This window comes from Shinella sp. R2-11 (genome assembly GCF_055330205.1).
On record NZ_JBVAPC010000008.1, the window covers coordinates 89,777 to 105,137 of the forward strand.

Annotated in this window: 15 protein-coding genes; 7 read left to right on the forward strand and 8 right to left on the reverse strand. The window is 65.6% G+C overall.

Annotated elements, in window-relative coordinates:
- Positions 1-174 precede the first annotated feature (174 nt).
- Positions 175-1,665 (forward strand): leucyl aminopeptidase, encoded by a 1,491-nt coding sequence (locus tag ACZ1A1_RS19360; RefSeq protein ID WP_463621197.1) that lies wholly within the window; start codon positions 175-177, stop codon positions 1,663-1,665.
- A gap of 7 nt (positions 1,666-1,672) precedes the next feature.
- Positions 1,673-2,122 (forward strand): DNA polymerase III subunit chi, encoded by a 450-nt coding sequence (locus ACZ1A1_RS19365; protein WP_463621198.1) that lies wholly within the window; start codon positions 1,673-1,675, stop codon positions 2,120-2,122.
- Positions 2,123-2,308: 186 nt separating this feature from the next.
- Here ACZ1A1_RS19365 and ACZ1A1_RS19370 read toward each other — a convergent pair whose 3' ends face one another.
- Complete coding sequence (locus ACZ1A1_RS19370; protein WP_463621199.1) at positions 2,309-3,235, reverse strand: Gfo/Idh/MocA family protein; 927 nt, start codon at positions 3,233-3,235, stop codon at positions 2,309-2,311.
- Positions 3,236-3,483: 248 nt separating this feature from the next.
- Between ACZ1A1_RS19370 and ACZ1A1_RS19375 the strand changes: the two genes are divergently transcribed.
- Both ACZ1A1_RS19375 and ACZ1A1_RS19380 read left to right on the forward strand, forming a co-directional pair.
- Positions 3,484-4,059, forward strand: a complete 576-nt coding sequence (locus tag ACZ1A1_RS19375; protein WP_463621200.1) for a TRAP transporter small permease subunit — start codon at positions 3,484-3,486, stop codon at positions 4,057-4,059.
- Entirely contained in the window at positions 4,056-5,843 is a 1,788-nt protein-coding gene (locus tag ACZ1A1_RS19380) for a TRAP transporter large permease (protein ID WP_463621201.1), read from the forward strand. Before ACZ1A1_RS19375 ends, ACZ1A1_RS19380 begins: the two co-directional genes overlap by 4 nt.
- Positions 5,844-6,102: 259 nt before the next feature.
- On the opposite strand, the gene ACZ1A1_RS19385 is transcribed toward ACZ1A1_RS19380, so the two are convergent.
- The 5 genes from ACZ1A1_RS19385 to ACZ1A1_RS19405 form a co-directional block, all read right to left on the reverse strand.
- Entirely contained in the window at positions 6,103-7,209 is a 1,107-nt protein-coding gene (locus ACZ1A1_RS19385) for a TRAP transporter substrate-binding protein (protein ID WP_463621202.1), read from the reverse strand.
- Positions 7,210-7,403: 194 nt separating this feature from the next.
- Positions 7,404-9,287 carry an ABC-F family ATP-binding cassette domain-containing protein gene (locus ACZ1A1_RS19390; protein WP_463621203.1) on the reverse strand — a complete coding sequence of 628 codons (1,884 nt, stop codon included), beginning with the start codon at positions 9,285-9,287 and terminating at the stop codon, positions 7,404-7,406.
- Between the two features lie 75 nt (positions 9,288-9,362).
- Entirely contained in the window at positions 9,363-10,445 is a 1,083-nt protein-coding gene (locus ACZ1A1_RS19395; protein WP_313195760.1) for a GGDEF domain-containing protein, read from the reverse strand.
- Between the two features lie 189 nt (positions 10,446-10,634).
- A complete protein-coding gene (locus tag ACZ1A1_RS19400; RefSeq protein WP_162911552.1) occupies positions 10,635-10,916 on the reverse strand; it encodes a hypothetical protein in 282 nt (93 codons plus the stop codon).
- Positions 10,917-11,114: 198 nt separating this feature from the next.
- On the reverse strand, positions 11,115-11,624 hold the full coding sequence (locus ACZ1A1_RS19405) for a DinB family protein (protein ID WP_463621204.1): 510 nt from the start codon (positions 11,622-11,624) through the stop codon (positions 11,115-11,117).
- 133 nt (positions 11,625-11,757) lie between these two features.
- On the opposite strand from ACZ1A1_RS19405, the gene ACZ1A1_RS19410 reads away from it, so the two are divergent.
- Complete coding sequence (locus tag ACZ1A1_RS19410) at positions 11,758-12,447, forward strand: glutathione S-transferase family protein (RefSeq protein WP_463621205.1); 690 nt, start codon at positions 11,758-11,760, stop codon at positions 12,445-12,447.
- Between the two features lie 104 nt (positions 12,448-12,551).
- Entirely contained in the window at positions 12,552-12,974 is a 423-nt protein-coding gene (gene ndk / locus ACZ1A1_RS19415) for a nucleoside-diphosphate kinase (protein ID WP_184144620.1), read from the forward strand.
- A gap of 235 nt (positions 12,975-13,209) precedes the next feature.
- On the opposite strand, the gene ACZ1A1_RS19420 is transcribed toward ndk, so the two are convergent.
- Together ACZ1A1_RS19420 and ACZ1A1_RS19425 are read right to left on the reverse strand one after the other, a co-directional pair.
- Positions 13,210-13,713: a hypothetical protein gene (locus tag ACZ1A1_RS19420; RefSeq protein WP_463621206.1), complete on the reverse strand. Its 504-nt coding sequence runs from the start codon at positions 13,711-13,713 to the stop codon at positions 13,210-13,212.
- A complete protein-coding gene (locus ACZ1A1_RS19425; RefSeq protein WP_463621207.1) occupies positions 13,710-14,264 on the reverse strand; it encodes a CGNR zinc finger domain-containing protein in 555 nt (184 codons plus the stop codon). The genes ACZ1A1_RS19420 and ACZ1A1_RS19425 overlap by 4 nt, the downstream gene beginning before the upstream one ends.
- A 64-nt stretch (positions 14,265-14,328) precedes the next feature.
- Between ACZ1A1_RS19425 and ACZ1A1_RS19430 the strand changes: the two genes are divergently transcribed.
- Positions 14,329-15,225: a branched-chain amino acid ABC transporter permease gene (locus ACZ1A1_RS19430; RefSeq protein ID WP_313195754.1), complete on the forward strand. Its 897-nt coding sequence runs from the start codon at positions 14,329-14,331 to the stop codon at positions 15,223-15,225.
- Positions 15,226-15,361: the final 136 nt, after the last annotated feature.

Here is a 15,361-nt window from a genome sequence, read left to right on the forward strand (position 1 = left end):
GCCGCAAAAGCGACAAGGAATTGATGCGACTGGAGCGGTTCCGGCAGAAGCGCAGGGCGATTTTGCATCGGGAACGGCAGGAAACGAAAGATGGAGCGTTCTCGCGATTCGCGGAAAGCTCCGGCGGCCCGCGCGGCTGAAATGAGAGGCCGCAAGGCCATATCGGAGTGAATCATGGCTTTCAAATTCGACATCGGTTTCGCGAAGACGGCGCGCGGGGCGGGCGACCTCGCGATCCTTCTGCAGGTCGCAGGGGGCGAGCCCGCGGCGATCGGCGAGGTCGATCCGGCAGGCGCCGTGGGCCGGGCGGCCGGCGTCGCGAAATTCACCGGCAAGGCGCTGAAGAGCCTCGACGTCCTCGCGCCGCATGGCGCATCGGTCGACCGTATCTTCGTGCTCGGCCTCGGCGAGCCGGAAAAGCTCGTTGCGCATGACTGGCTGAAGCTGGGCGGGGCCGCTGCCGGCAAGATCGGCCGCGCCGAAAAGGTGGCGATCCATCTCGATGCCCCCGGTGTCGCGGTGACGGCGAAGAATGCCGCCGACTTCGCGCTCGGCCTGCAGCTCGGCGCCTACAGCTTCGATCTCTACAAGACGAAGAAGAGCGACGATGACGAGGCGAAGAACGGCAAGGCCGTCAAGGTGACGATCGTCACCGCCGAGGCCGGCGCGGCGAAGAAGGCGAACGACGTCTCCGAAGCCGTTGCCGAAGGCGTCATCCTTGCGCGAAACCTCGTCAACGAGCCGGCCAACGTGCTCGGCCCCGTCGAATTCGCCGACAAGGCCAAGGCGCTCGAAAAGCTCGGCGTCGAGGTGGACATCCTCACCGAGCGCGAGATGAAGAAGCTCGGCATGGCCGCCCTGCTCGGCGTCGCGCAGGGCTCCGTTCGCCCGCCGCGCCTCGCGGTCATGCACTGGAAGGGCGGCAAGGAGAAGGACCGGCCGGTCGCCTTCATCGGCAAGGGCGTCGTCTTCGACACCGGCGGCATCTCCATCAAGCCGGCCGCCGGCATGGAGGACATGAAGGGCGACATGGGCGGCGCGGCCGCCGTCATCGGCCTCATGCACACGCTCGCGGCCCGCAAGGCCAAGGCCAATGTCGTCGGCATCCTCGGCCTCGTGGAAAACATGCCCGACGGCAATGCCCAGCGCCCGGGCGATATCGTGAAGTCGATGTCCGGCCAGACCATCGAGGTCATCAACACCGATGCCGAAGGCCGCCTCGTGCTCTGCGATGCGCTCTGGTACTGCAACGAGACCTTCAAGCCACAGTTCATGGTGAACCTCGCGACGCTGACCGGCGCGATCATGGTGGCGCTCGGCAGCCACCATGCCGGCCTGTTCTCCAACGACGACACGCTCGCCGCGCGCCTCACCGCCGCCGGCCTTTCGACGAACGAGCGCCTCTGGCGCATGCCGCTCGGCCGCGAATACGACAAGATGATCGACAGCAAGTTCGCCGACATGAAGAACACCGGCGGGCGCTATGCCGGCTCGATCACCGCCGCGCAGTTCCTCCAGCGCTTCGTCAAGGACACGCCCTGGGCGCATCTCGATATCGCCGGCACCGCCATGGGCTCGCCGACCGACGAGATCAACCAGTCCTGGGCCTCCGGCTTCGGCGTGCGCCTGCTCGATGAGCTCGTGCGCGCCCATTACGAAGGGTGAGGAAGAGGTGAGCGAAGTCCTCTTCTATCACCTGACGGAATCCAGGCTCGAAGACGCGCTGCCGCCGCTCCTCGACAAGAGCCTGGAGCGCGGCTGGCGCGTCGTCGTGCAGGCGGGCGATGCCGAGCGCCGCGATGCGCTCGATACGCATCTGTGGACCTTCCGCGAGGACAGCTTCCTGCCGCACGGCACGGACGAGCACGCCTTCCCCGAAGAGCAGCCGGTGCTGCTGACGGCAACGCCTGACAACCCGAACGCCGCCACCGTCCGCTTCCTCGTCGCCGGCGCCGAGCCGCCGCCGCTCGACGCCTACGAGCGCGTCATCTTCATGTTCGACGGCTACGATCAGGGCGAGCTGGAAACCGCGCGCGAGCACTGGAAGCACCTGAAAGGCGAGGGGCACCAGCTCACTTACTGGCAGCAGAATGGGGACGGGCGCTGGATGAAGAAGGCGTGACTATCACCCAGCGGCTTTGCCCCTCACCCTAGCCCTCTCCCCGCGAGCGGGGAGAGGGGACGTGCCCCACGCGATGTTGCAGTTTTGGGAAAACGGCGCGGCATAGCCCTTCGCCCCGCTTGCGGGGAGAAGGGGGCCGGCAGGCCGGATGAGGGGCTCTTCCTGAGGAGGCGCCCCCTCTGAATATCAATCGTAGAACGAATCGACGAACTTCCGCCGCCCGAGCATGAACGCATCGGCGACGTGGCGGAGCGGGGCGAGGTCGACGTCGGACTTTCCGGCCTTGATGATCTCGGCGAAGCGCTTGTAGAGCATCGGATATTCCTGCTCCGGCTCCTCGTGCACCAGCTTGCCGTCGATGGAGAGCTTGGCGCCGCCTTCCGACAGCACCATCTCGCCGGCATCCGTCTCGGCGACGATGTCCCAGCTCTGCTTGCCCGTCTGGCGCCAGTCGAATTCGGCGGCAAGGTCGAGTCCCTTCGCGTCCGAGAAGGTCATCGAGGCGGCGATGGGGGCGTCGCGGTTTTCCGGGAATTCCAGCGTCGCGGCGGTGATGAAGACCGGGCGCGGCAGGATATGCGTGACGATGGAAAGCGCATTGATGCCCGGATCGAACACGCCGAGGCCGCCCGCCTGCCAGATCCATTCCTGGTTCGGATGCCAGTGGCGCACGTCTTCCTTCCAGATCACCCGCATGGAGCGGATCGTCGTGCCGGCGAGGAACGCCTTGGCGGCCTCGACGGCCGGCGCATAGCGCGAATGCCAGCTTGCAAAGAGCGAAAGCCCCCTGGCGGCGGCGAGCGCCTTGAGGTCGGCGACCTCGGAAAGCGTCGCGCCCGGCGGCTTTTCGAGGAAGACGTGCTTGCCCGCGGAAAGCGCCTTCTCGGCCGCCTCGTAGCGGTATTGCGGCGGCATGCAGAGCGATACGGCGTCGATGGCGGGGACGGCGGCCAGCATCTCGTCGATCGACTTGAAATTGTCGATGCCCTCGACCGTGCCGTGGCGGCTCGCCGCGGCGATCAGCCTGTAGTCGCCGTTCTTCGCGACGGCCGGAAGATGCTGGTCGCGCACGATCTTGCCGACGCCGACGATTGCGAGATTGATCGGGGACATGGCTCCGCCCTCATTTGTATGATGATTTGGCGTTGTTGTAGCAGAACCTTCGGCCGGAGCAAGGCCGCAGCGACTCCTCCCGCTGCCTATCCTTTGTGCAACTGCCTCAAAGCCGCATTCGCCTTTCGTCTAAGACGGCGGCTGAGAACGGGAAAACCGGGCTTTGCGCTTGAAACGGGCCTTGAAATCGGCACTCTGGCGATGCTTGGCACCAAAGCAATAATACGCCACGCGGGGAGGAATTGATTATGAAGACGCTGCTGGTCCTCAGCCGGCTCATCGACGCGATCACGGAAAATATCGGAAAGGCCGTTGGCTGGCTGATCCTCATCGCCGTTCTCGTCAGCGCCGGCAACGCCATCGTGCGAAAGGTTTTCAACACATCGTCCAACGCCTGGCTCGAGGCGCAATGGTATCTCTTCGGCGGGGCCTTCATGCTCGCCGCTGCCTATACGCTGGCGCAGAACGAGCATATCCGCATCGATGTCGTCTACGGCAAGTTCTCGCGCCGGGTGCAGCACTGGATCGACCTGCTCGGCCATCTCCTGTTCCTGATGCCCTTCGTGCTGCTGATGGTCTATTACCTCGTTCCCTATGTGCTGATGTCCTTCCGCTCGGGCGAGGGCTCGTCCAGCGCCGGCGGCCTCATCGTCTGGCCGGCCAAGGCCATCCTGCTCGCCGGTTTCGTGCTGCTCGCCTTCCAGGGCGTGTCGGAGATCGTCAAGAAGATCGCCATCATGCGCGGCGACATGGACGATCCGACGCCCTACATTCCCACGCACGCTCCCCTCGAAGACGCCGTTGCCGGGGAGAAGGGCGCATGATCGAGTTCATTGCGGAAAACCTCGCGCCGATCATGTTCGTCTCGCTGATCGTGTTCCTGCTGCTCGGCTATCCGGTGGCATTCGCGCTCGCGGCAAACGGCCTGCTCTTCTTCGTCGTCGGCGTGGAGCTCGCGCCGCTCTCCGATTCGATCAACCTCTCCTGGCCGCTGCTGAACGCCATGCCGGAGCGGCTCTGGGGAGTGATGTCGAACGACACGTTGCTCGCCATCCCCTTCTTCACCTTCATGGGGATCGTGCTCGAACGATCCGGCATGGCCGAGGACCTGCTCGACACGATCGGCCAGCTCTTCGGGCCGATCCGCGGCGGCCTTGCCTATGCGGTGATCTTCGTCGGCGCGCTGCTTGCGGCCACCACCGGCGTCGTCGCCGCCTCGGTCATCGCCATGGGCCTCATCTCCCTGCCGATCATGCTGCGCTACGGCTATGACCGCTCCATCGCCTCGGGCGTCATCGCGGCCTCGGGCACGCTCGCCCAGATCATCCCGCCCTCGCTCGTGCTGATCGTCCTTGCCGACCAGCTCGGCCGCTCGGTCGGCGACATGTATGCAGGCGCTCTCATCCCGGGCCTCGTGCTGACCGGTCTCTATATGGGCTACATCCTGCTCATGACGTTCCTTAAGCGGGATTCCATGCCGGCGCTGCCGCTGGAAGCGCGCTCGCTCGGGTCGGGCGTGACGTCGCTGGCCATCGCGCTCGTGGTCGCGGCCGGCTTTGCCTATGCCGCCCATGTCTACCTCGCCCCGACCCATGGCGAGAATGCCGATATCCTCGGCGCGACCGTCGGCGTCATCTTCATCTATGTCGTGGCGCTGGCGGATAAGTCGCTCAACATCAACATGATGTCGCGGCTCGCCCAGCAGGTCATCATCGTGCTGATCCCGCCGCTGGCGCTGATCTTCCTCGTTCTCGGCACCATCTTCCTCGGCATCGCGACGCCGACGGAAGGCGGCGCCATGGGCGCGGTCGGTGCGCTGGCCATGGCGGCGGCCAAGGGGCGGCTCAACATGGATGTGATCCGCTCGGCGCTCACCTCCACGACGCGCCTTTCGGCCTTCGTGCTCTTCATCCTCATCGGCGCGCGCGTCTTCTCGCTCACCTTCTACGGCGTCAACGGGCATCTGTGGGTCGAGCATCTGCTGGTCTCCATGCCGGGCGGCGAGACGGGCTTCCTGATCGCGGTGAACGTGCTGGTCTTCTTCCTGGCGTTCTTCCTCGATTTCTTCGAGCTCGCCTTCATCATCGTGCCGCTGCTGGCGCCCGCCGCCGACAAGATGGGCATCGACCTCATCTGGTTCGGCGTGCTGCTCGGCATCAACATGCAGACGAGCTTCATGCACCCGCCCTTCGGCTTCGCGCTGTTCTATCTGCGCTCGGTCGCGGCGAAGGTTCCCTATCTCGACAAGGTGACGGGCAAGCTGACGCAGCCGGTGACGACGGGGCAGATCTATTGGGGTGCGGTGCCCTTCGTCGGCATCCAGATCCTCATGGTCGGCCTCACCATCCTCTTCCCCGGCATGGTCATGCACTACAAGGGCGAGGGGAGCGGCATCGATCCGGCGACGATCAGGATCGAGGTGCCCGGCTTCGGCACCGGCCTGACGCTGCCCGACAACGGCGGCGGCCTCGGCCTTCCCGGAGGGCTCCAACTTCCGGCCGGCAATCCGCTGGACGGAAGCGGCGGGGAAAAGCCGGCCGAAGGCGGCCAGCCCGGCACGGAGCAGAAGCCCGCTACGGACCTGTCGAGCCCGCCTTCGTTCAATTAAGGGGCGGGGGAGCCTGCCCCTCATCCCGCTGCCGCGACCTTCTCCCCGCAGGCGGGGAGAAGGGAGCCGTGGCGATGCTTCGCCTGTAATTGAAGGAAAACAGCGCGGCAAAGTCCCTTCGCTCCGCTTGCGGGGAGAAGGCGGCCGGCAGGCCGGATGAGGGGCATGGCAAGCGCTGCCGTCTCCGGCAATATGGCAACAAACGAAAACCCCGGAGCATCGCTGTCCCGGGGTTTTCCGTCTCTGCTTCCGCCAGCCCTTACAGCTTGTTGCTGCGCTGCTGGATCATCATGAAGGTGTCGTAGTTGTATTCGGCGATCTGGGCATTGAGGTAGAACTCGCCGCGGAAGGCCTTGATCGAGTCCCAGATCTTCTTGAAGGTCGGGTTCGAGGTTTCCATCTCGGCATAGACCTCGTTGGACGCGTCGAAGCAGGCCGACAGGATTTCCTGGCTGAAGGGGCTGAGCTTCGCGCCGGCGGCGACGAGGCGCTTGATGGCGGCCGGGTTCAGGTAGTCGTATTTCTGCAGCATGTCCGCGTCGGTCGCCTGGCAGGCGGTGCGCAGCAGCGACTGGTAGTTCTTCGGCAGGCTCTCGAAGGCTGCCTTGTTGAAGAGGGCATGCACCGTCGGGCCGCCTTCCCACCAGCCGGGATAGTAGTAATAGGGCGCGACCTTGTAGAAGCCGAGCTTCTCGTCGTCATAGGGGCCGACCCATTCGGCCGCGTCGATCGTGCCCTTTTCGAGCGCGGGATAGATGTCGCCGCCGGCGATCTGCTGCGGCACGACGCCGAGCTTTTCGACCACCTTGCCGGCAAAGCCGCCGATGCGCATCTTCAGGCCCTGCATGTCGGCGACGGTCTTGATCTCCTTGCGGAACCAGCCGCCCATCTGCACGCCGGTATTGCCGCCCGGAAAGCCGATGAGGCCCTGCGTGGCAAGGAATTCGTTGAAGAGGTCGATGCCGCCGCCATGGTACTGCCAGGCGTTCATGCCGCGCGCGTTGAGGGCGAAGGGCACGGCCGCACCGAGCGCCCAGACCGGGTCCTTGCCCCAGTAATAGTAGGAAACCGTATGCGCCGCCTCGACCGTGCCGGCCGATGCCGCGTCGGCCGCCTGGAGGCCGGGCACGATTTCACCGGCCGCGAAGACCTGGATCTGGAAATTGCCGTCCGTCGCCTCGGAGACGTATTTGGAAAGGACCTCCGCTCCGCCATAGATCGTGTCGAGCGACTTGGGGAACGACGAGGCGAGGCGCCAGTTGATCTTGGGGCTGCTCTGGGCGATGGCCGGTGCGGCGAGCATCGTGGCGGCGGCGCCACCGACGCCGGCGACACCGGCTTTGCGGATGAATGAACGACGATCCATAGTTTTCCTCCCAATGGCGAGCGGGTCCCTTCCCGCTTTCGTGTCATCGGGCGGAAGCTAACCACGGCGGGTTGGGTGTTTCAAGCCGGGGAGGGAGGAAGGCATGGGCCGCGCGCTACGACTTTCGTCTTAGAGGGGGCCTGCGCTATCTGCCTGTTTTTCAGGCATTTCCGGAGGAGGAGCCGAGGCGGGCGTCAGCCCGCCATCGCTTCCTCGTACTCGGCGGAGAGCTCCAGCCACTGCTCCTCGGCATCGTTCAGCTTATCCACGGCCATGGAGCGCAGCTTGGCCTTCTCGGCGGCCTTGGCGGGGCTCTTCTCGTAGAGCATCGGGTCCGCAAGCTCGGTATCAAGAAGTTGAATCTGCTTCTGCAGTTTCGCCGTCAGGGATTCGATTTCGTTGATCTTTTTCTTCAGCGGCGCAAGCTGCGCGCGCCGGTCGGCATTGGCCTTGCGCAGCTCCGCCTTGTTCGCCTCGCCGCCATTGGTCGGCTTGTCCCTGTCGTCTTTCCTGGCGGACTGGACGATGAGGCTGCGATAATCCTCCATGTCGCCGTCGAAGGATTTGACCGTGCCGTCATTGACCAGCCAGAGCCGGTCGACGGTCGCCTCGATCAGGTGGCGGTCGTGCGAGATCAGGATGACCGCGCCCTCGTAGTCGTTCAGCGCCTCGATCAGCGCGCGGCGGCTGTCGATGTCGAGATGGTTCGTCGGCTCGTCGAGGATGAGCAGGTTCGGCGCGTCGAAGGCGGCAAGGCCCATGAGGAGGCGGGCCTTCTCACCGCCCGAAAGGTCCTTGGCGGCGGTCGACATCTTTTCCGTCGCAAGTCCCATCTGCGCCACGCGGGCGCGGACCTTGGCCTCCGGCGCCTCCGGCATCAGCCGGCGCACATGCTCGACCGGCGACTGGTCGGGAATGAGGTCGTCGAGCTGGTGCTGCGCGAAGAAGCCGATCTTGAGGTTCGGCGCCTTCTTGATGGTCCCGGACTCGGCTTCCAGCCGGCCCGAGATGAATTTGGCGAAGGTCGACTTGCCGTTTCCGTTCGAGCCGAGCAGCGCGATGCGGTCGTCGTTGTCGATCCTCAGATTGATCTGCTTGAGGATCGGCTTGCCCGGCACATAGCCGACCGCGCCGCCCTCGATGGCGACGATGGGCGAGGCGGGCTGCCTTTCCGGCTCGGGGAAGGTGATGGGCTGGACATGCGTCTCGATCACCGCCGCGACCGTGCCCATGCGCTCCAGCGCCTTGATGCGGCTCTGTGCCTGCCGGGCCTTCGTCGCCTTGGCGCGGAAGCGGTCGATGAAGCTTTGCAGGTGTTTTCGCGCGGCGTCGTTCTTGGCCTTCGCCTTCATCTGCAATTCGTCGGCCTCGGCCTTCTGGCGCTCGAACTGGTCGTAGGAGCCGCGGTAGAAGGTGAGCTTCTGCTGGTCGAGATGGACGATGGAGTTGACGGCGGTGTTCAGGAGGTCGCGGTCGTGGCTGATGACGATGACCGTGTGCGGATAGCGCTTCACATAGTCTTCCAACCAGAGCGTGCCTTCGAGGTCGAGATAGTTGGTCGGCTCGTCGAGGAGCAGGAGGTCCGGCTCGGAGAACAGCACGGCGGCGAGCGCCACGCGCATGCGCCAGCCGCCGGAAAAGCTTTTCGCCGGGCGCCGCTGCGCCTCGTGGTCGAAGCCGAGGCCGGCAAGGATGCTGGCGGCGCGCGACTCGGCCGAATGGGCGCCGATATCGGTGAGCCGCGTCTGGATCTCGGCGATGCGATGCGGGTCGCTCGCCGTCTCGGCCTCCTTGAGGAGGCTGGCGCGCTCCTTGTCGGCGGCAAGCACGATCTCGATCAGCGGCTCGTCCGTGCCCGGCGCTTCCTGCGCCACCTGGCCGATGCGCGCGTTCTTCGGCAGCGAGATGGTGCCTGCCTCCGGGGCGAGGTCGCCGGTGATGATGCGGAACAGCGTGGACTTGCCGGTGCCGTTGCGCCCGACGAGACCCGCCTTCGTGCCGCTCGGCAGCGAAACGGAGGCGTTGTCGATGAGAAGACGCCCGGCGACGCGGGCAGTGAGGCCGGAAATCGTGATCATGCCGGCTCTATAGAGCAATTCCCGCGAAAGTGCGAAGCGCTTTTGGCCGGGAAAAACGTCAAAAGGGAAGGTGGCTCAGCCTGCGGCGCCCGCCCGGTAGAGCCGGCCCGCCCGCTCGGACACCTCGGCCGAATAGATGCGCAGCGCAATGCCGCTTTCCGCCGCATAGGCGAGCGCCTGTTCCGCCTGCTCGTAGAGCATGGGGGGCGAGCTTGCCGAATCGCTCAGCGAGACCCCCGCCGTCAGCGTCAGGAAGCCGGCCGGCAATTCGCGGTCCATGAAGGGAAACGGCTTTTCGGCGACCCGCACCGCGATGCGCCGGGCGATGGTGATGGCGATCTCGCGGCTGACATCGCTGAGGAGGAGGCAGAAGAGGTCCGGCCCGGTGCGGGCGACGAAGTCGTGCTTCTTCACCGACTGGCGGAAGATCGCGGCAAGCCGCTTCAGCGTCTTTTCCGCCGCGCCCGCCGGATGCGTCTCGGCGAATTCCTTCAGCTGCTCGACGCGGAAGAGGAGAAGCGCCGAGGTGTTCTCGCCGGCCTCCTTCTGGAAGAAGTCCTTCAGGCGGCCGATGAGGGCGGCGTGATTGGCAAGGCCCGTCACCGGATCGTGCGTCAGCGCCGCGCGGCTGACGGAAAGGCCGGAGCGCAGGCCGTCGAGATGGTTCTGGAGGTCGTCGATGCGCGCGGAGGCGGCGCGGTCGGCGCCGAGGATGTCCTGCACCAGCGAGAGCAGGCGCACCGCGTCGCCGGCGAAATCCGAAATGCCGAGCACCGGATCGCGGTTCATGCGTGCGGCGATCTCCTCGAGCTCCAGCACGGCGGCGGCACGCTGGCGCTGGTTCTCCTCCGTCGTCTTCGAGATTTCCGTGAGCAGGCGCACGGCTTCGCCCGCGGCCTGGCCGGCGGCGAGCACATTGTGGCTCGGCAGCGAATGGCGCAGCGCGATGGAATCGAGGGCCGATTGCTCGGGTGCCTTGCCCAGCGCCGCGATCTCGCGCGAAACGCCCGCATTGCCGTTCAGCGCCTCGAAGAGAAGCTCGTAGTTGCGCGGCAGCGCGGCGATGCCGAGGCTGGCCATGACATGGGCGATGCGCGCCATGATCGGCGGTACGGGGGACTGCGCGTCCTTGGGGGCGGGTTGTACTTTGCTGCTCATGAAACGCCGTAAGGTGAAGCGCGGGCGGCGGAGGCCTGCCCGCTGGAATCTGTCGGCGTAACTATCGGATTGCGCGGTTAATTTTGCGTGTGCTGAATCAAAGATTCAACCGCATTTGACGAATGTCAGGAGCGTGGCTGTACGGCGGGCGACGCGGCCGGCGCCCCGCCGGCCACAACCTGCGGACGGTCAGGCCGTGCGCCGGGCGAGCGGGATCACCCGCATCATCTGGCTGATCACCGTCGGGCGCCGCGCATTGTTGGCGCGCAACGTCCTGTTTTGCAATTCCCGCATGGCGGCGGCGTAGCCCTCGGCCCGCGCCTCGTCCAGCGCGACGTCGAATGTCTTTTCGATCACCGGATAGCATTCCTCCGGCAGGTAGGCGTTCGGGGCGTCCGTGCCGTAAACGCGGGCCATCTTGCAAAGCGTACTGCCGAGCAGGGCTGCCCACTCTTCGTTCGTTCTTGCCATTGTATTTCCTCTCTCCGGGCGAGGCGCGTGCCGTTCGGCGTTGGCCCCAATGGCAGCGACTATCCCATCACCGATCGCCCGTGCCTGTCACCTGGGTGACAGGGCGGTACAGCCCCCAAATCGGTGTCGAGCGCTTCCATACTCCTCGACTGTATCACTACTGTTGCAGGAACAGGAAGATGTCGCTCGCCCTAAAATTTACAGGAATTCCGTTCCCTCCGTCCGCAGGAAGTAGATGAGGTCGAGCGACAGGCTCGGGCCTCCGAGCGCCGTCAGCATGGCGTGGCACTGGCCGCGATGATGGGTCTGGTGGTTGAAGACATGGGTCAGCGCCGCACGCAGCGAATGAGTGACGATCGCCGGATTGGTGATCGGGCTATAGGTGAAATCCGCCGCGATCCTTTCCTCCGTCAGCGAATCGACGAAGGCGGCCAGACGGGCGTCCTCCGCCTGCCGGGCGGCCGTGAGGCTCGCCAGGTCCTCGTGCAGGATGGCGTCCAGCCGTCGCGGCGCATCGCCTTCCCCGGTGAAGCGCTTGATCCAGATGCGGTCCGCCGCAAGCAGGTGGTTCAGCGTGCCGTGCAGCGAGCCGAAGAAGGCGCCGAGGTTCCGGCGATAGTCGGCATCCTCCAGCTTGCCGGCCTCCGCATAGACGAGGCGGTTGGCCCAGGCATTGTAGGCGGCGTACATGCGATAGTGGTCGAGCATCGTTGTCTCCGTGGTTTGCCGGACTATAGACCGGCCCACGATCGAGCGCGTGAATGCCATCCATGAAATTATCTGATTTGCGCCGGGCGCCGCGCTGGGCTCCTATGCGGCTGGATCGATCGAAGAGGTTGCCATGACACGACTGCTCTATGCGCTCGCCGGCGCGGACAAGGCCCGCCAGTTTTCGCCCCATGTCTGGAAGACCGTGATGTCGCTCGCCCACAAGGGGCTCGACTATGAGACGGTGCCGGTGGGCTTCACCGAGATTCCGACCATCGAGGACGGCAGCACTGCGACGGTGCCGCTGCTGCGCGACGGCGACCGGCTGGTGCGCGACAGCTTCGAAATCGCCGTCTATCTGGACGAAGCCTATCCCGACCGCCCGACCCTGTTCGGCGGGGAGGGCGGCAGGGCGATGGCCCGCTTCATCGAGAACTGGTCGCAGTCGACCCTGCACATGGCCGTCACCCGCATCGCCATCCTCGATATCCACGACATGCTCGGGCCGGCCGACCGGGCCTATTTCCGCCGCAGCCGCGAGACGCGGCTCGGCGCTTCGCTGGAGGACATCGCCGCCGCCGGCGCGGCGGAGATCGAAGGCTTTGCGAAAAGGCTCCAGCCGCTGCGCAACATGCTGAAGGTGCAGCCCTTCATCGGCGGGGAGGGGCCGCTCTTTGCCGACTATATCGTCTTCGGCGCGCTGCAATGGCTACGCACGACGGCGGGCACGAAGGTGCTGGAGGACGACGACCCCGTCGCACTGTGGTTCGCCCGCTGCCTCGACCTTCACGGCGGCGCCGGCCATCGTGTGACGGCTGCATGAAAGTTTGAGGCCAGCAACGGCAAAAGCCGCCACCCCCTTGTTTTGCGGGGCGTTGGCGGCTATGGAACCGCCACTTTCACCGGAAAACCAAGGGAAACGGGAAAATGGCGATTGAACGCACCTTTTCGATGATCAAGCCGGACGCGACGAAGCGCAACCTGACCGGCGCCATCACCAAGATGCTTGAAGATGCGGGTCTCCGCGTCGTTGCTTCCAAGCGCGTCTGGATGAGCCGCCGCGAAGCCGAAGGCTTCTACGCCGTTCACAAGGAGCGTCCGTTCTTCGGCGAACTCGTCGAAGGCATGACCTCCGGCCCGACGGTCGTCCAGGTTCTCGAAGGCGAGAACGCGATCCTCAAGAACCGCGAAGTCATGGGCGCCACCAACCCGGCCAATGCCGACGAAGGCACCATCCGCAAGACGCACGCCCTGTCGATCGGCGAAAACTCGGTCCACGGCTCGGATGCTCCGGAAACCGCTGCCCAGGAAATCAAGTACTGGTTCTCCGACACCGAAATCGTCGGCTGAATCGGTTTGTCCGGCTCAGGCCGGAAACCTTTGAAATGAATCGGGAACCGGGGCCGCAAGGCTCCGGTTCTTTCGTTTGTCTAGAACGCCGCCCCGCCCGCCAGCGTCACCCTCGGCCTTGAGCCGAGGGTCCATGCCGCACCCGGTGGATGGATGCTCGGGTCAAGCCCGAGCATGACGGAGGAGAGGTTTCAGGATTCTACCGGCCCTATGGAGCCGTGGCCGAAGGGCCGCTTTACTTGGAGCACTTCGTCATTTCGAAATGCGCGGGCGCCTTGCCGTCCTTGAAAACCTCGGGATTCTTGTCGTAGCCGGGGCCGACGACGAGGGCTTTCGCCGGCAGGATGCTCTGGTCGGCGCTCGACGTCACCTGCGTCTCGATGGATTGCAGCCTGCCGCCGTCCGGCCCCACCACCGCGATCGTGACCTTGTAGGGCCGCGCCTTCTTCACGCAGGTCACGTCGGGGCTTTCCAGCACCACCTTCGGCAGGTTGGGGAAGATCCTGCGCTCCAACGTCAGCGGCGCGCCGCCCGCCGGGTTCTCGAATTCCGCCTTGACGACGGTGCCGTCGGGCAGGGGCGCCATCTGCTCCAGCGTGACGAGATAGGTCGCATAGGCGAGGCGGTAGTTGAAGACGAACATCTTGCCCGTCAGCTTCAAGGGATCGCCGCCCGTCTCGCGCTGGCAGGCAGCGAGCGCAAGGGCAAGCGGCAGCAGGATCGCCAGGTATTTCCTCATGGCCGTACTTCCTCGCGATTGCGGCGGTAATGCCGGCTCGCCTTCGCGCGGTTGCCGCAGACCGCCATGTCGCACCAGGTGCGTGAGCGGTTGCGGCTGCGGTCGAGGAAGAGCCATCCGCAGTTCGGGCAGATCTTCAGTCGCTCCGGTTCGGGCCGGGCGATCAGCAGCAGGGCCGAGCGGGCCGTCGCGGTATCGAGCGCCCGCGGCCTCTCGCCGGAAAGGCGCAGCGTCGCGGCCGCCGCCTCCAGCAGATCGGCGAGCAGCGCCGGCTTTGCGCCTGCCTGTACCTCGGCGCGGAAATGCCGGTCTATCGCCTCGCGCAGCGTGACCAGCCCCACGCGCGCCTCCGGGGCAACAGGCTCCAGCGGGCCGAAAAGGGCGCGCTCCGCCCCATGCCGGTTCGCGCCGGCGGCAAAGGCATCTATCACCGCCGGATCGGCGAAGCGGTCGATCCGCCGCTCGGGATCGGCGCGCAGCACGACGGAATTCGCGACATCGAGCGCAAGCACGCCACCGGAAAAGCGATGCGGGGTCCAGGAAAAGGTCATGGCGATATTCTAACTGGTAAAGGCAATTTTACCAGTTATAATTCTGGAAAGATGCGGAGCCGCCATGGCCTATTTTCTCCAGCAGATCGCCAATGCCGCGCCCGTGGCCGCGCTTTATGCGGCGCTCGCCTTCGGCTATTCCATCGCCTTCGCGGTCACGCGCCGGGCGGATGTGGCCTATGGTGCGCTCTTCGCCTTCGCGGCGCAGATGTTCGTGCTCTTCGCGAGCGTCGGCTGGACGCGGCTCTGGCTGGTCCTGCCGGCCGCGCTCGCCTTCGGCGCAGCCGCCGCGCTGCTTTATGGCGTCGGCGCCGGCATCCTCATCGGGCGCCATGTCATGCGGCCGCTCGCCTTTTCCTCGGACAACACGGTCGTGGTCGCCGCGCTCGGCATCGTGCTTGTGCTGATGGAAACCGCGCGGCTCGCCTCGGATACCAAGAGCCTCTGGCTGCCGCCGCTGCTCGGCACGCGGGTCGTGTTCTGGGACAATCCCGGCTTTCCCGTGGTGTTGACCGTCCTGCAGCTCGTCAACACGGCCGCCATGGTGGCCATCGTCGCCGTCGGCCACGCCTTCCTCGTCCGCTCGGCCTGGGGCCGCCGCTGGCGGGCGGTGTCGCAGGACCGCGCGGCGGCGGCGCTCTGCGGCGTCGATGCGGGCGCGATCTTCCTGACGGCCTATGCCGCGGCGGCGCTGATCGCCAGCATCACCGGCATCCTCGCCGTTTCCTACTATGGCAACATGGATTTCGGCGCTGCCATGGTCTTCGGCGTCAAGGTGCTCTTCATCGCCGCCATCGGCGGGGCAGGGGCGCCGCTCCGCTCCGCGCTCGGCGGGGCCGCGATGGGCCTGGCCGAAACCGTCTGGAGCGCCTATGGCGCGTTCCTTTGGCGGGACCTCGTGATCTTTTCCGGGCTGGTGCTGCTGCTGGTGATCTTCCGGCGGGAGCGGCTGGTGCCGTAGCGGGCGTACCGCGGGCTGTGGGTCCTCGGGTCGAGCCCGAGGATGACGCAAGAAGGATGGATTTGCAAATGAGGTCCGTTCCGCGCCGTTCAATAGGAGAGTGACCTTTCCTCCCCTCCGTCATCCTCGGGCTCGA